General features: G+C 35.1%; 22 protein-coding genes. 7 read left to right on the top strand and 15 right to left on the bottom strand.

Features of this window, described 5'->3' with window-relative positions:
* The first annotated feature begins 382 nt into the window (after positions 1-382).
* Positions 383-2,158, top strand: a complete 1,776-nt coding sequence (locus Q0A18_RS06885) for a hypothetical protein (RefSeq protein ID WP_292009410.1) — start codon at positions 383-385, stop codon at positions 2,156-2,158.
* A 56-nt stretch (positions 2,159-2,214) separates the two neighbouring features.
* On the opposite strand, the gene Q0A18_RS06880 is transcribed toward Q0A18_RS06885, so the two are convergent.
* The 3 genes from Q0A18_RS06880 to Q0A18_RS06870 form a co-directional block, all read right to left on the bottom strand.
* The gene (locus Q0A18_RS06880; RefSeq protein WP_292009409.1) at positions 2,215-2,562 is read right to left on the bottom strand and encodes a DUF1801 domain-containing protein; all 348 of its coding nucleotides are present in this window, start codon (positions 2,560-2,562) and stop codon (positions 2,215-2,217) included.
* A 12-nt stretch (positions 2,563-2,574) separates the two neighbouring features.
* Positions 2,575-4,413, bottom strand: coding sequence for an ABC transporter ATP-binding protein (locus Q0A18_RS06875; RefSeq protein WP_292009408.1), 1,839 nt, complete (start codon positions 4,411-4,413; stop codon positions 2,575-2,577).
* A gap of 209 nt (positions 4,414-4,622) precedes the next feature.
* Entirely contained in the window at positions 4,623-5,012 is a 390-nt protein-coding gene (locus Q0A18_RS06870; RefSeq protein WP_292009407.1) for a DUF4293 family protein, read from the bottom strand.
* A 143-nt stretch (positions 5,013-5,155) separates the two neighbouring features.
* On the opposite strand from Q0A18_RS06870, the gene rho reads away from it, so the two are divergent.
* Positions 5,156-6,943 (top strand): transcription termination factor Rho, encoded by a 1,788-nt coding sequence (rho, locus tag Q0A18_RS06865; RefSeq protein ID WP_292009406.1) that lies wholly within the window; start codon positions 5,156-5,158, stop codon positions 6,941-6,943.
* Between the two features lie 179 nt (positions 6,944-7,122).
* Positions 7,123-7,719, top strand: coding sequence for a superoxide dismutase (locus Q0A18_RS06860; RefSeq protein ID WP_292009405.1), 597 nt, complete (start codon positions 7,123-7,125; stop codon positions 7,717-7,719).
* A 50-nt stretch (positions 7,720-7,769) separates the two neighbouring features.
* Here the strand turns inward: Q0A18_RS06860 and Q0A18_RS06855 are convergent, their stop codons facing one another.
* Positions 7,770-8,195: a DUF6146 family protein gene (locus Q0A18_RS06855; RefSeq protein WP_292009404.1), complete on the bottom strand. Its 426-nt coding sequence runs from the start codon at positions 8,193-8,195 to the stop codon at positions 7,770-7,772.
* Between the two features lie 41 nt (positions 8,196-8,236).
* Positions 8,237-9,436 carry an endonuclease gene (locus Q0A18_RS06850; protein ID WP_292009403.1) on the bottom strand — a complete coding sequence of 400 codons (1,200 nt, stop codon included), beginning with the start codon at positions 9,434-9,436 and terminating at the stop codon, positions 8,237-8,239.
* A 212-nt stretch (positions 9,437-9,648) separates the two neighbouring features.
* Here Q0A18_RS06850 and Q0A18_RS06845 point away from each other — a divergent pair, with 212 nt between their 5' ends.
* Positions 9,649-12,390 carry a carboxypeptidase regulatory-like domain-containing protein gene (locus Q0A18_RS06845; protein WP_292009402.1) on the top strand — a complete coding sequence of 914 codons (2,742 nt, stop codon included), beginning with the start codon at positions 9,649-9,651 and terminating at the stop codon, positions 12,388-12,390.
* A 2-nt stretch (positions 12,391-12,392) separates the two neighbouring features.
* Entirely contained in the window at positions 12,393-14,012 is a 1,620-nt protein-coding gene (locus Q0A18_RS06840) for a DUF5689 domain-containing protein (RefSeq protein ID WP_292009401.1), read from the top strand.
* A 111-nt stretch (positions 14,013-14,123) separates the two neighbouring features.
* Here the strand turns inward: Q0A18_RS06840 and Q0A18_RS06835 are convergent, their stop codons facing one another.
* Genes Q0A18_RS06835 through Q0A18_RS06815 form a run of 5 tightly spaced genes read right to left on the bottom strand, consistent with a single transcriptional unit; the run spans position 14,124 to position 17,574 of the window.
* Positions 14,124-14,594, bottom strand: coding sequence for a DUF6702 family protein (locus tag Q0A18_RS06835; protein WP_292009400.1), 471 nt, complete (start codon positions 14,592-14,594; stop codon positions 14,124-14,126).
* A 60-nt stretch (positions 14,595-14,654) separates the two neighbouring features.
* Entirely contained in the window at positions 14,655-15,392 is a 738-nt protein-coding gene (locus Q0A18_RS06830; RefSeq protein WP_292009411.1) for a TIGR00730 family Rossman fold protein, read from the bottom strand.
* 21 nt (positions 15,393-15,413) lie between these two features.
* Complete coding sequence (locus Q0A18_RS06825; RefSeq protein WP_292009399.1) at positions 15,414-16,127, bottom strand: sugar phosphate nucleotidyltransferase; 714 nt, start codon at positions 16,125-16,127, stop codon at positions 15,414-15,416.
* Between the two features lie 3 nt (positions 16,128-16,130).
* Complete coding sequence (locus Q0A18_RS06820; protein WP_292009398.1) at positions 16,131-16,535, bottom strand: RNase adapter RapZ; 405 nt, start codon at positions 16,533-16,535, stop codon at positions 16,131-16,133.
* A gap of 19 nt (positions 16,536-16,554) precedes the next feature.
* A complete protein-coding gene (locus tag Q0A18_RS06815) occupies positions 16,555-17,574 on the bottom strand; it encodes a phosphotransferase (protein WP_292009397.1) in 1,020 nt (339 codons plus the stop codon).
* Positions 17,575-17,623: 49 nt separating this feature from the next.
* Here Q0A18_RS06815 and xrtF point away from each other — a divergent pair, with 49 nt between their 5' ends.
* Both xrtF and Q0A18_RS06805 read left to right on the top strand, forming a co-directional pair.
* Positions 17,624-18,154: an exosortase family protein XrtF gene (gene xrtF / locus Q0A18_RS06810; RefSeq protein ID WP_292009396.1), complete on the top strand. Its 531-nt coding sequence runs from the start codon at positions 17,624-17,626 to the stop codon at positions 18,152-18,154.
* Positions 18,141-18,578: an exosortase F system-associated protein gene (locus Q0A18_RS06805; protein WP_292009395.1), complete on the top strand. Its 438-nt coding sequence runs from the start codon at positions 18,141-18,143 to the stop codon at positions 18,576-18,578. The genes xrtF and Q0A18_RS06805 overlap by 14 nt, the downstream gene beginning before the upstream one ends.
* Here the strand turns inward: Q0A18_RS06805 and Q0A18_RS06800 are convergent.
* The 5 genes from Q0A18_RS06800 to nadC form a co-directional block, all read right to left on the bottom strand.
* The gene (locus Q0A18_RS06800) at positions 18,575-19,576 is read right to left on the bottom strand and encodes a cation diffusion facilitator family transporter (protein WP_292009394.1); all 1,002 of its coding nucleotides are present in this window, start codon (positions 19,574-19,576) and stop codon (positions 18,575-18,577) included. The genes Q0A18_RS06805 and Q0A18_RS06800 overlap by 4 nt on opposite strands.
* Before the next feature lie 53 nt (positions 19,577-19,629).
* Entirely contained in the window at positions 19,630-20,622 is a 993-nt protein-coding gene (locus Q0A18_RS06795; protein WP_292009393.1) for an aspartate-semialdehyde dehydrogenase, read from the bottom strand.
* A 30-nt stretch (positions 20,623-20,652) separates the two neighbouring features.
* Positions 20,653-21,084, bottom strand: coding sequence for a hypothetical protein (locus tag Q0A18_RS06790; RefSeq protein ID WP_292009392.1), 432 nt, complete (start codon positions 21,082-21,084; stop codon positions 20,653-20,655).
* An 87-nt stretch (positions 21,085-21,171) separates the two neighbouring features.
* The gene (locus tag Q0A18_RS06785; protein WP_292009391.1) at positions 21,172-23,757 is read right to left on the bottom strand and encodes a TonB-dependent receptor plug domain-containing protein; all 2,586 of its coding nucleotides are present in this window, start codon (positions 23,755-23,757) and stop codon (positions 21,172-21,174) included.
* Between the two features lie 210 nt (positions 23,758-23,967).
* A complete protein-coding gene (gene nadC / locus Q0A18_RS06780) occupies positions 23,968-24,828 on the bottom strand; it encodes a carboxylating nicotinate-nucleotide diphosphorylase (protein ID WP_292009390.1) in 861 nt (286 codons plus the stop codon).
* Position 24,829 lies beyond the last annotated feature (1 nt).

Here is a 24,829-nt window from a genome sequence, read left to right as displayed (position 1 = left end):
TGTTTTTGTTCATCTTATAAGTTAACATTTTAAACTTGAAAGATGTATTATCAGCAATATCAAGAACTACTGTAGTTGGTCTGCTATTTCCCTATTATGGCTTTCTGATTACGAAATTTTAGATTTTAGAACGCAAAAAATTGATGAATTGATTTTTAACTTTATTACTCTTTATGCGATAAACCCGTGTTGGAACTTCCTATTTCCATCCGGATTATCCTTGAGATATACTAGTCTCATCTTCAGTTATAATGGGTTTCGCTCAGTACCTCAACTTGAATGTATTAAAGTATTCTTAATAAAACATCAATTTGATATATCAAATTATTAAAAATCATCTGATAGAAATAAATTAAGAGAAATAATATATAATAGTTTAGAAATGGTAAAAACGAAATCTACTAAAATTGGAGTTTTCCTATTCTTACTCCTTATCTGGAGTTTTGGAAAAACGTATGCACAAACTACAAATGGAGCTGTAGGGATCAATACAAATACACCCAATGCGAATACAGTATTGGATGTAGTATCTTCAGGCAACAATAAAGGAATCCTTATTCCTCGTCTCACAGAAGCTCAGCGTGATGCGATAGTCATTAATAGCGCTACGGATGATGGATTAACAATTTATAATACTACAGAGGATTGTATTAATTATTGGAGTTTCACAGATGATGAATGGAAAAGTGTCTGCGGACAACTGGGAAAAGCGGTATTTGTTGTAGATTGCTCTGACTCAGAGGCTAGAGGTACCTATATACAAGGAAAAGAATTGGCTAATTCCAATTATCTTAATATTTTGGTAAATGTTACTAAAGTAGGGAATTATACAATTAGTGGGACAACAACTAACGGGTATAATTTCTATGGGACAGGAGTATTTTTGAATACAGGTATTCAGGCTGTTCAAATACCGGGACAAGGTACTCCTGTGGATATTCAGACGGATAATATTCAATTGGTGGCAAATGGAACAGAAGTTAATTGTACACCTTCGGTTACGGTAGATGTATTGAGCCCTTCCGGTACCTATACTATGAGCTGTGGAAGTGCTACTGTAAACGGAGTTTATAGTGTAGGTGTTCCTCTTCACTCTTCGAATACCATTACCTTACCTGTAAATGTAACTGCACTGGGGAGTTATACCATAACAACTAATACTGTGGATGGAATTTCTTTTAGTGGATCAGGGGTATTTACGTCAACAGGAAATCAAAATATTACATTGTCAGGGACTGGTACACCTTCGTCCACAACAGTTAAAAGACTTATTTTAACATCCGATAGCCAGGGGGGAGTTTCTACCACATGTACTATTGATGTGATTGTGGTTATTCCGGTGAAATCTATTGTGCATTTAGGAGGAACAGGAGATCATGGATATAGTGCTTATGAAGATGCTTCCAGAAATGTATTGGATACTCAGGCTAATTTCGGAACATTAGCAAACAGTATTGTAAAATCTGAAGGTTTTACTCATACTAATCCTGCTGGTGAGGCTCCTATTGTAGCGGCTCTGAATGCCAAACCAGATATTGTTATTATGGGATATCCTTACGCTCCTGGGGCTAATGAAATTACTGCAATTGTTAATTATCTGAATGCAGGAGGTGTTGTAATTGCACTAGTGGAAGATCCTACGTCTATAGGAAACTTAATGAAGAAAATATTTGCTAATCCTGGAATCACTGCGGTAGGTAGAAATACAGGAGGTGCTGTTTATAGTCTTGCCAATTATAATGATGAAATTCTGAATGGTCCTTTTGGAGATGTACGTGGTAAGAATTGGGGTGAAGATACTAGTGCTACGGTTGCCTTGGACGGAATTTCTAATGTGACGACCTATAGCCCTGCGAGTGCGATCAACTCTACAACTACTTATTCAGGGACGGTGATGTTTAAGCATAATTCATTGAATCTCTTCTACGCAGGAGATGGGGGATTCCTAAGTAATCCTAATGCCAATGGGACTATAGTAAACAATGTTTCCTATCCGTTTTCTACAGACACTAATAATCTTCCGGTTCCAAAAGCTTATGGAACGGCAGGAAACGGAAACACAGCAGGAAGTATGTCTGTTCAGAACTCCATCATTTTTGCCAATATATTTGCATGGGCAATTAAACAAGCGGAATTTAATGGAATCAATACTCCATAATTTAACTAAGATGATTACTAAAATAATACCGTTACAGTTTTCTTGTAGCGGTATTATTATTTTATATGCTTTTTAACATCCTCAATGATATCTAGAATAAGAGATATGGGAATATCTTCTTCCATGTCGATCAAAAGTATTTTAAATTTCTTTCTGCCATCTTGTATGAGTTCCGGATGATCCAGCCTGTCACCGTGATAAAAACTTAAATAATATTTCCTGTACTTTTTGCTGTAATGAAAATAGCAAAGCATTTTCTTCTTATATTTGAAAAAAGGCATCCCGAAACTTAAGGTTTCAGTAATGTTGACCGGGTCCGAGTCCTGTATCTTTTTTCTTATATATAAAAGACTGCTTCTTTCAGGCTCCTCAATTCTGTAGAAGTATTCCTCTATGGGATTCATAGGAGAAAATTTTTAATCAAAATTCTGTAATTCAACCAGTTTGTGATACATTCCTTTTTTAGCAATAAGCTCGTGATGTGTTCCCTGTTCCATGATATCTCCTTTTTCCATTACTACAATCCAGTCTGCTTTCTGAATGGTGGAAAGGCGGTGAGCAATGACTAAAGAGGTTCTGTTTTCCATCATCTTTTCCAGGGCATCCTGTACGAATCTTTCGGATTCAGTATCCAGGGCGGAGGTTGCTTCATCAAGAATCATTATAGGAGGATTTTTTAATACCGCTCTTGCAATAGAAACTCTTTGTTTTTGACCTCCAGACAGCTTATTGCCGTCATCACCTATATTTGTGTTATATCCTTCAGGTAGTTGAGAAATAAAGGAATCGGCGTTAGCTACTTTAGCAGCAGCAATTACTTCTTCTTTGGTAGCTTCCGGTTTTCCCATCAGGATATTATTATAAACCGTATCATTAAATAATACAGATTCCTGAGTAACCATGCCTAAAAGCTGTCGGTATTCCTTTAAATTTAAATGTTTGATATCTACTCCGTCGATAAGAATTTCTCCCTCAGATACATCATAGAATCTTGTTAAAAGGTTGGCTATTGTAGTTTTTCCGCTGCCACTCTGTCCTACGAGTGCAACTGTTTTTCCTTTAGGAATCGTAATGGAAAAGTTTTTCAGGATCACATTATCTTTGTCATAATAAAATCCGATATTCTTAAATTCAATTCTGTCATTAAGGGTCTGAATGGATACGGGCTCTGCAACTTCCTCTACTTTAAGATCATAATCCAATACTTCGGAGACTCTGTCTAAACTTGCCATTCCCCCCTGAATAGAAGAAATGGAGTTGGAAAGTTTTTTAGCAGGATCCAATATCTGAAAGAATAAACCGATGAAGGCTAAGAATGTAACCGGATCATCATTGTTTCCGTTGATAATATTAAGACCGGCAAACCAGGTGATAATAAGGATAGTTACAGAACCTAAAAATTCGCTCATAGGAGAGGCCATTTCCCTTCTTCTGCTCATTCCTATGGCATGCTTTTGCCATTGGTTGGTTGTCGTATTAAACCGGTTCTTTAATATGGTGTCAGCATTGAATATTTTAATGATCTTGGATGATTTTAATGTTTCATCTACCAGAGAGAACATATTTCCTAATTCCTGTTGGGCATAGCTGGCCTGTCTTTTAAGACTTTTTCCTACCCAGGATATGATAAGTCCCATAATGGGGAAAATAATAAGAGAAAACAGCGTTAAATTGGCATCCAGCATAAATAAGGTAATCAGGGTCCCTATGATCATAAAAGGAGCATTAATAAGATCTACAAGAGCTCCCATAATTCCACCCTCTACCGCTCCGATATCATTGGAAATCCTGGACATCATATCACCTTTCCTCTGTTCTGTGAAAAAAGATACCGGAAGAATTAAGAACTTATCATACATGGCAGTTCTTAAATCTCTGGTAATTCCCACTCGGTAATTAACCAAAAGATAAGCGCCCAGATATCTGAATAAATTTCTCAGCAGGAATGCAAACGCAGTGATAATACAGAGGGTTGCCAATACCTGAACACTTCCATGTTCATTGATATTGATCTGTATTTTGTAATAGGCTAAATCCTTCAGGTAATCGAAATAATTACCTAATCCACCATCATGTACGGGTGGTTTTGAAGTGTCGACTTCTTTATCAAGTTTAAATAGAATCCTTAAAATAGGAAGCATAGTAATCACGGAAAATATACTGAGTAATGAATATAGTATATTAAAAATGATACTTCCAAAAAGATATTTTTGATGAGGTTTAGCGAAATGTAATATTCTTTGTAATGGTTTCATTCAATGAAAATTGGAGAGCAAAATTACGTAAAATTATATGATAAGACGTTCCGAATCTGATTTTACTTTATTTGATAGGTTATTATTATATCCTTTTTGTTACAAATCAGAGATTGATCCGGGCGGCTTATATAATTTATCAGCGTATTTGTAAAAACAAAAAACAGCTCCTGAAAGGAACTGTTCTCACTCAAAAAATCGTTGTAAGGTTATCGGAGTCTGTCCACAGATTTTACGAGCCTTTCATCTTTACCGATGTAAATGTTAGCAATAAGCAAACAAATTACGGCAATAAATGGAAAAACCGGCTCAATACCCTTCTCAGGAAACTGAATTCCTCCGGATAGGTTAAGTAGCCAATACACCAATACACCAATCAACAAAACGTTTATAATGATGCTGATTCTGTTCAGCAAAATTTGTCTTTTTCTGTTTTTAAAACTGAATATTGAAAGGGAACCTATTATTACAAGTATGATACTGGCGATATTAGTGACAGGAATAGCCCCAAAAACAGCAACATCTTGTCCCGTAATATAAATAAAAACAGCAGCCAGAACTGCTAAAAAAATCCATATAGTCTGTATTCTTTGTAACATTGAATAATAAATTCTCGACAAAAATAGCATAAATTTTGCACAATTCAAAAATAAGTGTAGATTTGCATTATACAATGTACTTGAAAAACAAAGTCACCGGACTTACTTTTCTTACTCACAATTAATTACATTTTTTACATTATATGTTTAACATTGAAACGTTAAGGTCAAAATCCGTCACGGAATTGACTAAAATCCTAAAAGATTTAGGCGTTAAAGTAGCTAGAAACAGCACTGAAAATGACAAAATCTTTGCAATTCTCGATTTCCAGGCTTCTAACCCTAAAGTTGCAAAAGATTATTTCAACGCCACAGAAACCATGAATACCGAAGATAAACAACCTGCAGAAAAATCAAAACCTGTTGCAAAAAAACCGGCAGCTAAAAGAGTAACAAAGCCAAAACCAGTAGCCAAAGCACCTGAGAAAGAAGAAAAAGAGGCTGTTATTGAAGAGGTGAAAACAGATGCTACAGCAGTTCAGCAGGAAGAGAAGACAGAAACAGAAGACGCAACAGCCGCTGCTCCTGCAAAGAAAAAAAGAAAAAGGGTTTCCACTCCTGTTAATAATTCAGATGTAGCTGTTCAGGAAATAACAGAAACTCCTAAAAATACAGAGCCAAAAGAAACTGTTCCATCAGAAGAAAAGCCAAATGTTCCTCAGGCTCAGGCTAGAAACCAAAAAAGCTCAAACCCTAATCAAAACCATCCACAGAACAGTGGAAATCATCACAAAAATCAGAATCAAAATCACAACCATAATCAGAATAGAAATGCTGAAAAGCATGAAGAGCAGGATTCTAAAAAAGAATTCAACTTCGATGGAATGGTAAGTATTGAAGGGGTTTTAGAGATTTTACCTGATAATTACGGTTTTTTACGTTCTTCGGACTTCAGTTATATATCCTCTCCAGATGATGTGTATGTATCTACCGCACAGATCAGAAATTTCGGATTGAAAACAGGGGATACCGTTAAAGGAATTGTAAGGCTTCCAAAAGAAGGAGAAAAGTATTTTTCACTTTTAAAACCGACAGAAGTAAACGGGCGAGATCTTGCTTTTATTAAAGATAGAGTAGCATTCGAATATTTAACTCCATTATTTCCAGAAGAGAAATTTAATCTGGCAGGAAATAATTCTACTATTTCCACAAGAATTGTAGATCTTTTTGCTCCCATAGGAAAAGGACAGAGAGCAATGATTGTAGCACAGCCTAAAACAGGTAAAACTATGTTACTGAAAGATATAGCCAATTCTATTGCGGCTAATCATCCTGAAGTATACATGATGGTATTACTGATTGATGAGCGCCCTGAAGAGGTTACGGATATGGAAAGAAGTGTAAATGCAGAAGTTATTGCATCTACCTTCGATGAAGCTGCTGAAAAACACGTTAAAGTAGCCAATCTTGTTTTGGCAAAAGCTCAGAGAATGGTAGAATGTGGCCATGATGTAGTTATTTTATTAGATTCTATTACAAGATTGGCAAGAGCATACAATACAGTAACTCCGGCTTCTGGAAAAGTACTTTCCGGAGGGGTAGATGCCAATGCACTACATAAGCCTAAAAGATTCTTTGGAGCGGCAAGAAAAATTGAAGGAGGAGGTTCTTTAACGATTATTGCTACGGCACTTATTGACACAGGTTCCAAAATGGATGAGGTAATCTTTGAAGAGTTCAAAGGAACCGGGAACATGGAACTTCAGTTAGACAGAAAGATCGCGAATAGGAGAATTTATCCTGCTATTGATCTGGTTTCTTCCAGTACCCGTAGAGATGATCTCCTGCTGGATGAGGTTACTTCCCAAAGAATGTGGATTTTAAGAAAATATCTTTCTGAAATGAACCCTGTAGAGGCTATGGAATTTGTAGATAAAAATATCAAGAGAACTTTAAATAATGAAGAATTTTTGATGTCAATGAATAAATAAATTAATTTAACGTTGTTAAATGGAAAGCATAGATTCATATCTATGCTTTTTGTGTTTCTATGAGGGTTTTTTAAATCTCATATATCAATGTTAAAGATTTATTAAAGTAATCCTCAATTTTTGATTATAGGGTAATTATTGGCTAAATTTGAGTATTAACATTAAAAACTTAAGAAATTATGTCATTTGAATTGCCAAAACTAGGATATGCTTATGATGCATTAGAGCCAACTATTGATGCTAAAACAATGGAAATCCACCATACAAAACATCACCAGGCTTATGTAGATAATTTAAATAAAGCGATTGAAGGAACTGATTTAGAAGGAAAATCAATTGAAGAAGTTTGCAAAACAGGAACAGATAAACCGGCTGTAAGAAATAATGGAGGAGGACATTTCAACCATACTTTATTTTGGGAAATTTTGACTCCCGGAGGAAGTAAAGAACCTGTAGGAAATGTAAAGACTGCTATTGAAAATTACGGAGGGTTTGAAAAATTTAAAACTGATTTCTCTGAAGCCGCTAAAACAAGATTTGGTTCCGGGTGGGCATGGTTGGTGAAAAATGCTGACGGTTCAGTAGTTGTTTCTTCAACTCCGAATCAGGATAATCCATTAATGCCTGTAGCAGATGTAAAAGGAACACCTGTTTTAGGACTTGATGTTTGGGAGCATGCTTATTACTTAAACTATCAGAACAGAAGACCTGATTATGTATCAGCATTTTTCTCAGTAGTAAACTGGGATAAAGTAGAAGAATTATTTAACAAATAATAATTTCAATACATAAATAAAGAAGCTGGGAATTTTCCCAGCTTCTTTATTTATCGGCCTCTATAAGTATCACTCGCAGAAAGTCCGTTCATTGTAAGTCCGTATTTCCAGCTTACATAGGCAAATACCTGATAAAGCTTATATTCAAATTTTAATCCATAATTTTCCCGGGTATCATATGAAATGGAGGATTCTATAATATTTCTGTATTTCCCTGAGAAATAATAAGAGTTCCATTCACTAACTAAAATAGCATTCCTGTTTTTGAGATAAGATTCCGAATATTGACTCATAGGTTTTGCAATTGCATTGATGAAATAATCATATTGAGGATCCAAAACCGTAATATCCCACTCACCATCTTCATTTTTAGAGGGCTTCATTTCGGCGTGATCTTTATCCTTCGTTGGAATTGTTTGAGATGAACAGCTCCAAGGAATACATATAAGCAATAAGAATACAATTAAATTTCTCATAATCTTCAGTTTTATGATATGCTTCAAGAAGGATGCCTTTTTTATTTTTTCTTATATTCTTTCTGAATTACCAATACAGCGGGAAAGTGGTCACTATATCCACCAGTAAATCTGTCACCATCCCAGGAACGGAAAGGATATCCCTTATATGGTCCTTCTTTATTGATTAAATATGGAGGAGCATAAATTTCTATTTTATAAATGGAATACATTGGGGTGAATTTTTCCATGGAATATAAATTTCCTGATACAATAATCTGATCAAAAAGATTGGGAGCATCTTTATAGGCTAAAGAAGCGACTCCGGATTTATATAACTTGGTCATTAAATTATAATAAGGATATTGAGAAGAAAGCTGAAGAGGATCTCCTACAGCTCCAAGATGTTTTTTTAAACTGGGGCTTACAGGATCATCATTATAATCTCCCATAGAAATCGTTTTAATACCGGGATTCTCTGAAATAATTTTATCCATTTCGCTTTTTAGTATACTGGCGGCAACGTTTCTTTTGGCTTGAGAAGCAGTTTCACCACCCTTTCTGGAAGGCCAGTGGTTCATAAAAACAGCAATTTTTTCTTCATCCAATATCCCAATGACAACAAGGATATCCCTTGTATATTCTCTTCTTCCGTTTTCTCCATATATTTTGATTTCCTTTTTGTAAGAATCAAGGACAGAAAATCTGTTTTTCTGGTAAATTATACCTACATCCATTCCCCGGGAATCATAAGAATTATAATGGACAATTCCATAATTATTTTTTATGAGGGCAGGCTGTCTGATGAGGTCTTCGATGACCTTTCGGTTTTCTATTTCTATAAGTCCGCAAATAACAGGAGTATCATTGGTGTACTGTTGTCCTAATTCAGATATTACTTTAGCCTCATTGGATAACTTTTTCTGATAGAACTGGGTATTCCATCTTTTGGGTCCATTGGGGGTAAAATCATCTTTCATAGATTGTTTTCGAACCACCTTTTTATTAAGAAGAAGTTCATCGCTCCATTCACCTTTATAATTTTCGGTGGTCTCAAGATAAGGAAGGGAATCAATTGGAACACTCCTGTGAAATTTTGGATGGGATATGGGTAGGGTTCCATCAATATAATCAGCAGAAGGGATGGTATCCCAAAGATTTTCTACATTCAGAAAAGCAATCGCAGCCCGCTTAACTTGTCTTTGTTGTGAAAAATAAATCCCGAAGCTAAATATCAGGAGAGTAGTGAGTTTTTTTTTCATTATTTGTGATTTAGATTGATTGAAATTAATCATTATATCTTAAAGTTGTTATTAAAATACTTTAATGTGGTGTTTGTTGTGTTGGATATTATTCTGAATTGTGTTTTGTGTTAATAAAAATTAATAACAAAATCTTGTATAATTATCACTACTAAGTGAATATAATTCTAAATTTAGCCGTAAGAAAACAACAAATGTGTCAAAAAATTATTATGGTTAAAAAATTATCCTTAATCTCTTTGTGTACTTTATTGCCTGCCTCATACTATTTTGCACAGACTACAGTGTATGGCTACGTAAAAGATTCAAAAGGCAAACCCTTAGGGAAAACAGAAGTTCATCTAACTCAATCTGATGAAGATATCACTACAGATCTGATTGGATATTTTCAATTTGTAGATTTGCTGCCGGGACATTATCTGATCAAACTGGCAAAGCCTGATTATGAAGCTAAAAATCTAGTCTTCGATATTATAGCGGATGAAAAAAGAAAAGATTTGGGGGCTGTAATTCTTAATTATAATCCCGGATCGGAAGCAGGTGTAGTAACGATTGACGATACTGTAAATGATATAGAAGAAGGTTCCAATATGCAGCCAACCGTGGGGCTTTTAAGTTCAGGAAGAGATACATTCCAAAATTTATCAGCATTTGAGCTGGGTGCATACTGGTTCAGGCCTAGAGGTATGGATAACAGATTTACTGAAGTACTTTTCAACGGAGTTTCTATGACTGAAAATGATAATGGAAGACCTGATTTTAGTAATTGGGCGGGACTTAATGATGTCACCAGATATGCTTATGAAAATGTAGAGAATATCACTCCTTCTGAATATACTTTTGGAAATCTGGGCGGAGTTGTATATTATAATACCAGAGCTTCTTATTATAGAAAACAATCTTCTCTGACTTACTCATTTACAAACAGGAGTTATCTGCACCGTTTCTTGGCTACTTATTCTTCCGGGCTTTCAAAAAAAGGATGGGCTTTTACTTTTTCCGGAAGCAGAAGATGGGGAGACAGAGGAATCATTGATGGAGTATATCAGGACTCTTATGCTTACTTTGGATCAATTGAAAAGAAATTCAGCAACAGACATTCAGTCAATCTGACAGGATTTGGTACATCCACGTACAGAGCATCCAATTCGCCAAATACTCAAGAAGTTTATGATATTATGGGGAAAAATTACAATTCCTATTGGGGTTGGTATAATGGTGAAAAGAGAAATTCCAGAATTAGAAAAGCTTTTGAACCGATTTTCCAACTTACAGATTATCTGAAAATAGGGAGAAGTTCCAGTTTGGTGAATACATTATCCTATCAGTGGGGAAGTGATGGAAGAAGCCGGTTGGACTGGTTTCACGCATCAGACCCAAATCCTACCTATTACAGGAAAATGCCAAGCTATGGAGTCTTGACAGAAGATGAATTCAGACTGCAATCTCAGATAGACTGGTCTTCTTTGTATAATGCTAACTATCTTAATCAGACGTATATGGATGGATCCAAAAGAGGAGCTGTTTATACCGTAGTTGAAGACGTTAACAAAAACAGGACTTTTAATTTCAACTCTCACTTTGATACGATGCTTCATGATAACTGGAAAGTGAATATCAACTTTAATTATCAATATCATTTATCCGATAATTTCAGAAGAGTTAAAGATTTATTAGGAGCAGGTTTTGCGTATAATCTTAATGCCTTTAATAATGATATTCCCTACAATATTGATGACTCAAATATTGAAGTAAGAAAAGGAGACCGAACTCAATATTCCTACCAATTGAGAAGAGATCAGTATACTCTTAATATTTCATCGGAACTGGATTTGAGACAATGGAATATAACAACCTCTATATTTTCTTCTCATTCAGGTTCCCACAGAAATGGGGATTACCGTAGTGGTATTATTGGATTTCAGGATAATTCTAAGGGAAAGAGTAGGGTTTATAATGCCTGGAACGCAGGAATAAAAGGACAGATAACCTATAAAATTAATGGAAAAAACTTTATTGTCTATAATGGAGCTTTTTTTAGTCTTGTTCCTACACTAAATGAGATTTATATTAATCCAAGGGTAGCAGATTTTACTACTCTCGGCATTAATAATCAAATGATCAGTTCTAATGACCTAAACTATATAATGAGAGGGCAGATTTTGAAATTAAGACTGTCAGGTTATTATACAACAATTCATGATGCTACTGAGATTGCCAGATATTATGTAGATGTTGCAGATACTTCTTTGGGAAATACACTAAGTACTTTGGTAAATGAAGCGATGAGTGGAGTCAATAAACAATATGCAGGAGTGGAGCTTGGAGTAGATTTGAGAATTACATCAAGTCTGAATATTCTTGGGGCAGCAAGTGTAGGAGAATATAAATATACCAATAACCCTGAAGTCTCCACTTTTGATGATCTCAACGGATTCCGGGGAACTGATATTTGGGGAACTGCTCACATAAAAAATTATAAAGTGGCTGGGACTCCTCAAAAAGCATTTTCTTTAGGATTAAAATACAATTCACCCCGATACTGGTGGATTGGTGCTTCAGCCAATTATCTGATGGATCAGTATCTGGATATTTCTGCTCTCAATAAAACACCTTATATGTACATTGATCAGTCTACGGGGCACCCTTACGAAGAAGCAACACCCGAACTTATCCATCAGCTTACAGCTCAAAAGAAATTTGATGATCAGTTTATGCTGAATGCAAATGTCGGGAAATCGTTTCTCCTGGGAAAATACAGAATGGGGATCAGTGTTTCGGTTAATAACATTCTTAACAACAGAGAATATGTAACCGGTGGATTTGAGCAGGGACGGAATGTTAACTTCCTTAATATGCTGGATGATTTTCGAAAAACTTATCCGGCATTTGGACCTAAGCTCTGGTATGACAGAGGGACCACTTTCTTTTCTAATATATACTTAAGATTTTAAACATGAAAAAGAATAAATTTATATATATCCATATTCTATTATTGTCTGCATTTTTCTGTATAATAGGATGTGTACAGGATGATAAATATAATGAACCGGATCTTGACGGATATCATTGCGTTTCAGATTTTCAAGCCAATATTACTCTTAAGGAGATCAAAGAAAAGTATACATTAAATAACCCTAGTAAAGAGGCATATGTTTTTCCTGTGGATGTAACTCCTGATGATACCAGTGATGATTTGTATATTCAGGGGTATGTTTCTTCCACTGATGAGACAGGCAATATTTACAAAACCATATATATTCAGGATGCCGTGGAAAATCCTACTCAAGGTTTTGCTATTAGTGTGGATGGAGTCAGTTTATATACACGCTTTCCCCAAGGTTATAAAATTTATATTAAACTAAATGGGCTGGCAGTAGGTTCTTATGGGGGAGTAGTTCAGCTAGGAATGAAGCTGGGAAAAGAAACATCAGCAAATTCTGTCTCGAGGATTTTGGAGAAAGAAATTCCTAATCACGTTTTCAGGTCGTGTGAGGTTCGGGGAAAAATTATTCCTAAAATAATGACACTTGCGCAAATGATCTCGGCAAATGATCAGTATCTTGGATGTCTGATTCAGGTGGAACATGCGGAATTTGAAAACAAGGTTTTATGTACCAATTTTGCTCCCAATGGACTATCTGCAGACAGAAAGATAAGAGATGCTAGCACGAATACGGCAAGGGTTGTAAGGAATAGTGGATATGCTTCTTTTGCCAACCGGATATTACCAGCCGGAAATGGAAAAATTATCGGAGTATACAGCAAATACAATTCTACTTATCAGATGTATATCAACAGAGTGGCAGACCTGGAAATGAATGATTTTCCCAGATTAGATGGTATTGCTGCAGATCCTTGCCGATTCAGCGAGGCTGGATTAGTTCTAAAAACTATTGCTGAGGTAAAGCAGATGTATTCAGGAGAAAACTGGAGCCAGATTACAGGTGATTTTTACTGTAAAGTGCAGGTTACTGCCAATGATGAAACCGGAAATTTATATAAATACATCTATGCAGAAGATGTATCCGGGGGTATAAAAGTCAATATAAATAAACTTAATCTGTTTCAGGATAACCGTTTCCGGGTAGGAAAGGATATTTATATAAAATTGAAAGGTTTATATATTAGAAGTGTAAGTGGTGAAATCCAACTGGGCGCATTATATACTTTGGGAGGTAGTTTGCAGTTTGGAAGAATTGAGGAAGCTGATATGTATAAAAGTTTTTTTGATACCAACCAGCCGTCCAGAGCAGTCGTTCCTACAGAGATAAAAATTGATCAACTTACTATGTCGGATGTAGGAAGATGGATTAAAATAAGGAATTTACAGTTTATTGAATCTGACTTAGGCCAACCTTATGTTTCCAATAATTCCACTACGAACCGTACTTTAATGGACTGTAGCGGAAATTATATTTTGCTCAGGACTAGTAATTATGCATCTTTTGCAGGAAATAATGTAGATGGGGGCAGAGGAGATATTTATGGTATCCTGGGGGTCTATAATGGTTCTTATCAAATATGGATAACTGGCAGATGGGGAGCTAATCTGAACGGTATACGTTGTGAATAAGCACTGGGCTATTTTAAAAGAAGTTCCAGTGGTTTATTGGATGAAAAATGAATAAACTATATGGAATCAAAAAAACCACTAAGAGTGGCTTTATTATTAAGGGTCAAAATTTTAAAAAGATACTTCATTTACTTCTTTTCCTCTTTGGAAATTCATTGTTTTCTGATTTCCTTTATAAGCTATATTAACAAGATTAATCTGTTTAGGAAAAGAGCTTAGAAGAATGGTGTTTTTTATTTTCAGGGTATTGATTTCCGAAACACCATTAGTTTCGAAATATACCCATACTGTTTCTCCACTTACCTGACTTCCTGTAAAGGTGATCGTTTTTGGAGAGCCATTGACATACACATCAAAATTATTATTTACATATTTTTTTACCTCTGCTTCAAATCCTGCTGTATTAGGATTAATTTTTATAGCATCGGAAATATGGCTTGTATTCATCTTTGTGGTAAACTTCAAAGTCTTACTTCCATCAATATAATCCACCTTTGTCATTGAAGAGAAAAAGTTTACATACATAAAACTTGTTAACACAAAAAATGTTAAAATTCCTGATATATATAAAAGTTTTTTCATCTTAGTTAATAGATTTACAATCATGTTTCTTCATTTTATAGGTCACAAATAATATGCCAACTAAAAGTTCACATTTACAGAATATTTATCATAAAAAGCTTTGATGTGTGCTACAGCCTCATCAGCAGTATCTACTACTCTATAAAGATTTAAATCATCTTCTGCGATCATTCCTTCTTTTAATAAAGAAGTCTTAAACCAGTCTAATAAACCTCCCCAAAATTCAGAACCTACCAGGACAATAGGGAATCTTCCGATCTTATTGGTCTGAATTAAGGTCATCGCTTCTGTAAGTTCATCCAGTGTTCCAAATCCACCCGGCATTACAATAAAACCTTGTGAATATTTTACAAACATTACTTTTCTTACAAAAAAGTAATCGAAGTTCATAGAATAAGATTTGTTGATATAAGGGTTGAAATGCTGTTCAAAAGGAAGGTCGATATTGAGTCCTATTGATTTTCCCTCTGCATTAAACGCTCCTTTATTTCCGGCTTCCATAATTCCGGGACCACCGCCTGTAATAATTCCAAATCCTATTTTGGTAATTTTCTCTGCAATATCAACCGCCATTTTATAATATTTACTTTCAGGCTTTAATCTTGCAGAACCGAAAATAGAAACACATGGTCCTATCTTAGCTAATTTCTCATAGCCATCTACAAATTCTGCCATTATCTTGAACACCATCCAGCTGTCTTTAGTAATGGTTTCGTCCCAGGTTTTCTGTCTGAAGCTGTTATGTAATTTTGTCTCGTTAATATCTAAGTCAGGATTAATTAAACTTTCATCCTTCATTCCATCAATTTTCATCGTAAATTATTTAAAATATTTTTCAGCTATTTTAACAGACTCTGGTTTCCCTACATCTACTAAAATACTGTCATGCAAAAAGCCATGTATATGTTCGGTTTGCATTAAGTCCAGATACTCTTCCATAACTGAAAATTTACCAGTTCTTTTAATCTTTTCAAAGATAGTTGGATTGATACAGTGTACCCCGCTGAAAGCTAGTGATTTAAAACCTCTGTTAAATTCTGCAAGCCTCTGTTCTCCTGTCTGTACATTCAGCCAACCTCTTAAAACCATTTCTTCATTAAAAAGTAACTTTCTTGAACTTTCTCTGTCTGAAACCGCTAAAGTAGCAAAATCTTTAATCTTTTTATGATATTTAACAAGATCATTAATATTTAATGTTGTTAGAATATCAGCATTCATGATTAAAAAATCTTCTCCATGGTCAAGGAATCTTCTAGCAAAAATTAAACCACCTCCGGTTTCCAATAGTTCATTCGTCTCATCGGAAATCTCAATATTACAATTGAAATTGTTGTTTTTTTTAAGAAATTCTAAAATTTGTTCTCCAAAATGATGGATGTTTATTACAAAATCATTAATTCCAAAACTTTTAAGGTAAAGAATATTTCTTTCTAAAAGTGAAATGCCATTCACTAAGGCTAGGGCTTTAGGATGGTGGTCAGTAAAAGGTTTAAGGCGGGTGCCCTTTCCTGCAGCAAAAATAAGAGCCTTCATCAATTAATTGAGTTGAGGTTGTTCGTCGTGTGTCAGTTTAATTTCTATTCCTATTGGATATTGCTGTAAAATGAACTCAGCAATTTTTTCTGCTGAATATACAGACCTATGCTGTCCGCCTGTACATCCGAAACTTATCTGAAGGTTTTCGAATCCTCGTTCAAGATAATTATCTATATTAATGGAAATAATGTTTTTTACCAGCTCTATAAATTTGGGCATTTCAGTTTTGGTTTCTAAAAACTCCTGAACCCCAATGTCTTTTCCGGTCTGGGATTTATATTCCTCTATTCTTCCCGGATTAAGTATTCCACGGCAGTCAAATGTAAAACCACCTCCATTTCCTGTTTCATCTTTAGGAATACCTCCTTTTTTGTAAGAAAAGCTATGTATATCAATATGTAGCATACGAATTAATTTTTTAATATTAATGATGAATGATATCATTAATTTTTTGTTTTATTTTTTGTGTTTCCAGTTGTAATATGACTTTTTCCAATTCAGGAAAATCCTGAATGGCTTTCCAGTTTTTAGCAAAATCTGTGATATTTTCTATTCCTTTTTCTATGCTTGAAATAAAATGAGACTTTCTCTGGATCAATCCCCTGAAGCCGTAAGCACCTAAAACCTGTAGAAATCTCATTAATTGGATAGGTTCTACTGCATCTTTAAGCTGTACTCTGGTTTCCGGCTCCTCAAACTGATGAATATAGAAATCCAGCATTTCTTGGGTAAAAGTCTTCGGAAAATTAGCTTTAGCCTGAAAAAGAAAGGAGATGACATCATATATCAGAGGACCTTTCATAGCAGCCTGATAATCAATGAAGGCTACTTCATTATCTTTGTTAACTAAAATATTTCTTGATTGAAAATCTCTGATCATTAATCCTTTAGGTTCGATTGCTTCAATTAAAGAAACCAATTTTTTGAACTCTTTTAATAGAGCAGATTTATGATATTCTATTTCTAAAACGTCAGCAACAAAATTTTTGAAGTAATAAAGATCATGTGTTATCGGAAGATCATCATAGATTTTATACTCAAAAGTCCTATTATAATCGATCTTTCCTTTTGTTTTAGTCTGTAATTGGAAAAGTTTTTCCAGTGTTTGCTTTACCAGTTTTATGACGCGCTGTGAAAGTCCTTCCTTGGAAATTATTTCAGAAAGGGTATAGTCTCCTAAAAATTCCTGAATATAAATCCTCTGGTCAGGGGATATTAAAAGAATATGGGGGGTGTTTAACTTAAGGTGGGAAAATATTTCAGAGAAATAAAAAAAACTTTTGTTTTCCTGGATATTCTCATTATAGGTTATTATATATCTTTGATTTTCGTTTTTTGCTGAAAAATTAACCCTCGAAGATCCACTTTGAGCTAACGTGACGAACTCGGAGGAAGGTCCGCCTATATAATTTTCAAAAAATATTTTTGCTTTTTCGGAATTCATAGTAGAAAACAAATATAGTAAATTGCCCGCTAATTTCTATCTTTGCATTATGCTAAAGGATTTTAAACCCGTTTTAGGCATTTTATTGAGATTTATTATTGTTTATCTCATTTTGCTTTTTGCTTACCAGTTTTATTTGAACAGCTTCAGGGAAGTTGGGTTAGACCCTTTCTCCAAAATGATCGCTGAGCAGGTAAAGCATATTCAAAATGCTTTGGGGTATCCCACTCAGCTTTATAATGATCCGGCTAAAGAGCAAGTTTGGTTTTATGTGAAAACCGACTATGTGTCAAGAATGGTGGAGGGATGTAATGCGATTTCAGTGATGATCCTGTTTCTGGCTTTTATTTTGGCTTTTTATAAAGGAGCAAAAACATTTATTTTTGCCTTTGTAGGGATTGTCTTACTCTATGTAATGAATGTTTTACGAATCGTGGGGCTCAATATTGTGGTTGCCGATTACAGAGAATACAGTAAAATGTTTCATGACTTTATTTTTCCTGCCGTCATCTATGGAACGGTAGTCATTCTTTGGCTGGTATGGATTAAATTTTTTGCTTTAAAAAATGAAGATTCTTAATTGGTTTCTGGTTATAATGGGGATTGTTGGCCTGGTGGCTGTTCGTATAATGGAGGACAAAATTTTTTATGATCCCTTCCTTGATTATTTTCATGTGGCTAATAAGGATATTCCTTTTCCCGCCTTCAGTTGGGGGCCGCTTATCATAGGACATCTTTTCAGATTTATTTTGAATCTGTTTTTTTCATGTCTTATTATTCACTGCCTGTTTAGAAATAAGCAGTGGACCATCCAGGGAGGCTTATTGATTATTATTGTTTTTGCAATTACTTTTCCTATTTATCTCTATTGTATTCATGATAAGTTTGAAGTAGGGTATCTTTTCTCTTTTTATATGAGAAGATTTGTGATACAGCCATTAATCCTTTTGCTTATTGTCCCTATGTTTTACTATAGAAAACAGGTTCTTGTGAACAAAAGCTAATTTGCAGTATGTTTCTTTAGATTGGTGACATTTTCAGCGGTCCATGTCACTCTCTTTACAAATTCCCTTTCTCTTACAGGGCAGTCCATGATTTGACAGACAGGACAGGAAAATGGCTTACAGTCATCCATATGAAAATTAAATTCAATATTACGGTCGATATTTTCTACCAATAGAAGAATGACATTTTCCATTTCTTTATGAGCATCCCGCAAACTATAGTACCATGGAAGTGTAATATGAGCATCGATATGAAGGGAAGAACCGAATTGCTGGATTTTCATATTATGAATGTCAATCCATTCTGTTTTCCTGTTGGCTTCAAGAACTTCAATGATTTTATTAAGAATCTCAGGGTCCTGCTCGTCCATAATCCCGCTGAGAGATTTGCGGACGATTTTATATCCTACAAAAATAATATACCCTCCGAAGATCAGGGCTACTACGGAATCTATCCAGTAGATTTTGGTGAAATAAACAATGATTAAACTTAAAACTACACCGATAGTAGTAATAGTATCAGATTGTAAATGTTTACCGGAAGATATTAAGACTAATGAATTTTCGGCTTTACCTTTTTTAATGGAAATGTACCCCAATAAATAGTTTATAATGGCTGTAGCTGTAATAATCCAGATTCCTAGGTCTAATTTGCTCAATACTTTGCCTACAATTAAGCTGTTAATCCCCTCATAAATGATCATAATCCCCGCAATAGCAATCAGTGCTCCTTCTATCCCTGAAGTTACAAATTCTACCTTTCCATGTCCGTAAGGATGGTCTTCATCTTTGGGTTTAGCCGCAAGATACAGTGAATAAAGCCCCATAAATGCACTAATTACATTAACGATGCTTTCCATAGCATCCGAGAATACAGCATCGGAATTCGTAAGCTTCCATGCTATGATTTTTCCTATAAACAAAATAACTCCAAAAACAGCTATAATTTTTTGAAAACCTATTTTGTTGATGTTGTTGTTATTTGAATGATCTTTCATAGTTTGATAAAAAAAAGAATCTCAATTTGAGACTCTTTTTTATTTTTGTTAGTTTATACTAAGTTTTTTTGTGCCAAGTATTCTGCGATCTGTACTGCGTTGGTGGCAGCTCCTTTTCGCAGGTTGTCTGCTACAATCCAGAGATTGAGTGTTTTGGGCTGGGAGAGATCCCTTCTGATCCTTCCCACGAAAACTTCATCCTTACCTTCAGAATATAAAGGCATCGGATATTGATTGTTTTTCACATCATCCATAACGACAACTCCTGGAGTTTCGGAAAGGATTTTTCTTACTTCATCCAAATCAAACTCATTTTCGAATTCTATGTTTACACTCTCGGAATGTCCACCCTGTACCGGTACTCTCACAGCTGTTGCTGTAAGGTTAAATGTATCGTCACCCAAAATCTTTTTAGGCTCTTTCATTAATTTGATTTCTTCTTTTGTATAATCGTCTTCTGCAAAAACATCACAATGTGGCAGAGCATTTTTGAAGATTTCGTAAGGATATACTTTTGCTACATCCTTTTTATCTTCAATTTCAGCATTTAATTGATCTACAGCAGCTTTTCCTGTTCCTGTCACCGACTGATAAGTGGAAACAACCACTCTTTTCAGATCATACTTCTTATTAAGAGGTCCTAAAACCATTACTAATTGAATAGTAGAACAGTTTGGGTTGGCAATGATCTTATCTTCAGGAGTTAAGACGTCTGCATTGATTTCCGGAACTACTAATTTTTTATCAGGATCCATTCTCCAGGCTGAAGAATTATCAATGACAGTGGTTCCTACTTCTGCAAATTTAGGTGCAAACTCCAGAGAGGTAGATCCCCCCGCTGAGAAGATAGCAATATCAGGTTTGGCTGCAATAGCGTCATTCATGCTTACAATAGTGTACTCCTTCTGTTTATACTTCACCTTCTTACCAATAGATTTCTCGGATGCAACCGGAATTAATTCTGTTACAGGGAAGTTTCTTTCTTCCAAAACTTTAAGCATAACTTGTCCAACCATTCCGGTTGATCCTACTACAGCTACTTTCATTTGAGTGTTTAAAATAATTTAATTAATATATTATGCCCCAAAGACCCTTGTCCATGGAAACGCGAATGCAAATAAACCAACGGCTATAAGCCCCATAATAACAACCCCCATAGAAATGGTATCGTTAGATTTTACTTTTTTATTGATAATGGTTAATAGTACTGCGGCAATCAACATAGAAAACGGATGCTCTACAAACTGGAATCTTAAATCCGCATTTTTCATAACGGCCCCCATATTCATACCTTTTGTAAAATTAATAATCAACATAACGATCCCAACCAAAAACTGGATATGAAAAAAGATCATTGTGAAAAGAGTAGTTTTCTTTAAAAAATTATTCACTTTGCCACTGTATCCAAACATAGTAGCCAGTAAAGCAATAACGAATAAGGCAACCAAAAGCAGCTCCAAATATCCAAATCCTTTGTGTGCATTAAGCAAAATATTGTAAAAATCCATAATCTATTTTTTCTTTTTTCTCAGACACAAATATAATAAAAAATCCCGGCGATAAAACCGGGATTTATATTATAAAATTCTAAATGATTAGAAGTTGAATGATAGGTTGGCAGACCATGTTGTTCCAAATCCAAAATATACTCGGTTTGAAGGGTCTATACCTTTATATAAGGTAGCCTGATATGCTTCATACTCTTGCTGACTGTTAAAAGCATCTTGCGTTTTTGCATGTACACTTGTTGCTCCGTCAGAAATATAAGTAGTATTAAATAAGTTGTAAACATTTGCTCCAATTGTAAAGAATTGAGAAGTATTGTTTAATCTTATTTTATAAGAAACACCTATATCAAATAAATTGAAGTCAGGTAATTGTAATGCTCCTTTAGATGTAGGTGAAGAGAAAGACTGAACATCAATAGATGAATATAATTTTCCTACATATCTCCAGGTACCATAAATACTAAGGTCTTTAACTGGTTTTACAGTAGCTCCCAAGGATGCGGTCATTTGAGGAATACTGTTACTGCTGGATCCTCCAACTTTTACTCCATCTAAATAAAGGGTGGTAGTATTGGTGTTACCGACAACATTTATTGGGTTATTGTTGTCATCAAATGTAGTTCCGCTGGCATTTCCTTTATATTTATAATCTCCCCAAGAGAACATTCCTTGAAATTCTAAGAACTGTACAGGCTTATAAGTAGCATCAACTTCTACACCCATGTGAACCTGAGTGATACCGTTGATTTCAGCATATCCGTTAATAGTGCTAGTCGCTCCTGTTGCGTCAGTAATATCAAACTGCATTGTTCTTCTTAGCCATCTGTCTTTCCATTCGGTTCTGTAAAGGTTCACATTTGCATTCAATTTAGAAGATCTGAATCCATATCCAACTTCAGCTGAGAAGATTTTTTCGTTAGTCAAGGTAGGATTAAGAACCTGTTGATTACTTGGATATACCGCATTCATGAAAGGCTGCTTGCTATAGTAACCGATATTGGCAAAAACATTGTTATGCTCATCGATGTTATAGTTAGCTCCTCCCTTAACATTGTATCCGAAAAGATTCTTAAACCCTGTTTTTCTGTTAACCACCTGCCCTTGCTGAACTGTTACTCCATCAATTACAAAGTTGTCAATTCTTTGGTAAGCCTGGTTAGAAATTGATCCCTGTACAAATGCTGATAGTTTTTCATTAGAATATTCAAGTTGTCCGAATCCACTGTACCATAGAACTTCTCCATCGTTGCTGTACCCAATCTGATTAGCTAGATCTGTAGTTTTTCCACCGAATGGATTCCATGACAGTTGTTTGTAATCAAAAACTTTGCTTACAACGTTTGGAGCAATGTTTTTGTTGTTACTATCTTTATATCCTGCTGCACCATATAAATCGGATACAACCTGATAGTGATATCCATAATAATATCTGTCATCAGTCCCTACGGAGAAGCTCCAGTTATCATTGATTTTGTGTTGGAAGTTAGCTAAAATGCCATACCAGTTGTGAGAGTTAATACTTGCTCTACGAATTAGAGTGCTTCCTGCAGCTGCGGCATTCACGTCAACGGCTTGGTTAGCTGCAAAAACAGCATCATAATTGAAGTGTCCCATGCTGTCATAATAACCTGTTAAGCCTTTACCTCCAACTCTTCCAAGGTCTCCTGTACCACCCCCTCTACCATTAGACATGTATAAAACGGTACTCAATTTAGACTTTTCATTCATATTCCAATCCCAGTTCAGCATCATTACCGGCTTAGCATAGTAGTTAGATCTGTTAGCTAATGCCACTTTTCTTCCTTCAGCATTGGTATAATAACCGTAATCAGAATTATATTGTCTGTATGGAGTTCCGTCTTGATCCGGGTTATATTTAATATAATTGGCAATAGTCGGAGAATAAGTTCTCTGGTCGTGCCATTGAGGAGCAGATGTTAAAGTGAACTGGAAATTATGCTTTTTGTTTGGTTCCCATCCCAATGCAAAATAGTATGCATAAGATTCATAATTAGTATTTTCGATATAGGTACCTCCTGCCTGTCTGCTCATTAAGATGGATGAAGACCATCCGTCTTGTGATTTACCGGTGTTATAGGCGAAAGAGGTTTTTAAGTAATCATCATTACCAACCCCTAATCTTATAACTCCTCCTTTTTTCATATCAGCTGAACGGGTAAGGAAGTTAATTGTTCCCCCTACAGAAGCAATAGCCAGTTTAGAAGAACCTAAACCTCTTTGTACCTGTAAAGTACTCGTAACATCTGATAAACCTGTCCAGTTAGAAAAATAAACCGTACCGCCTTCCATATCATTTACAGGCATACCGTTTACCATTACTGCAATGTTTCTGGATTCAAAACCTCTCATGGTAATTCCTCCGTCTCCAAAACCACCTCCTGATTTAGTAGCATATACAGAAGGAGTTGTGTTTAGAATTTCAGGAAGTTCCTGATTCCCTAATCTCTCTATAATTTGCGCTGCTTTAATAGTAGAAACAGCAACTGGTGTTTTTCTATCTTTAGCGATATCAGTCACACCCTGTAAAATTACCTCTTCAATGTCTTTGGACCTTGTTGACTTAACAGTGTCCTGAGTCTGTTGAGCGTAATAAACACTAGCCGTAGATAATGTAATAGCTACAGTCAGTATTGATTTGTTGATTAATTTCATAATCGTAAATAATAGTTAGATTTAAATTTCTGCAAAAGTCGGTAAATAAAATTTAACTATTATTAACTATATGTTAATTTTTACTCAATCTTAATAATGTTTAAATCACTGATAATCAGGTGTATTGTTGATTTTGATGTTTTGGTATGAAAAAAATCATGATATTTAATTTTTAATAATAATGTTCTTTTTTTATTAAAAATATAAATGTTATTTCACTGCTTTGAGGCTTAAATCAATATTCTCAGCAGAATGTGTAAGAGCTCCTGCAGAAATATAAGTAACACCTGTGGTTGCAATTTCTTTTAACATATCTCTTGTAATTCCGCCGGATGCTTCAGTTTCGCATGCTCCATTGATAAGATCTACAGCCTGTTTCATCGTGTTTATATCCATATTATCCAGCATAATTCTGTCTACTTTGGCTTTAATGGCTTCCTGTACTTCATCAAGATTTCTGGTTTCTACCTCTATTTTAAGTTTCTTCTTATTTTTCTTAATATAATCCTTAGCCATTTTTACTGCATTTGTAATGCTTCCGTTATAATCAATATGATTGTCTTTAAGCATGATCATGTCATAAAGCCCATACCTGTGATTGGTCCCTCCTCCAATAGCGACTGCCCATTTTTCACAGATTCTGAAATTTGGGGTTGTTTTTCTGGTATCCAGGAGTTTGGTTTTTGTTCCGACTAGCCTAGCATCCCATTCATGAGTAAGAGTAGCAATTCCACTCATTCTCTGCATGCAGTTAAGGAGAAGTCTTTCCGTAGATAATATAGATCTGGCACTCCCGGTTACAATGAAAGCTACATCGCCTACTTTTGCAGCATCACCGTCTTTAATGAATTTCTCTATTTTCAGATTTTTATCAAAGGTTTTAAAAATAAAATCTGCCAACTCTACACCGGCAAGGATACAATCCTGTTTTACTAATAGTTTTGCACTTTGCTGTAAATCTTTCGGAATGGTAGATAATGTAGAATGATCTCCATCCTGGATATCTTCTTCCAGAGCAGATTTTATAAATGTTTTAAGTGCTTTATCCGTTACGTAGCTTGGTCTTTTCATT

It is taken from the genome of Chryseobacterium sp., from assembly GCF_022712095.1.
Classification (GTDB): Bacteria; Bacteroidota; Bacteroidia; order Flavobacteriales; family Weeksellaceae; genus Chryseobacterium.
The sequence above is the reverse complement of the archived record's forward strand: the minus strand, read 5'-3'. Positions and strand labels throughout refer to the sequence as shown.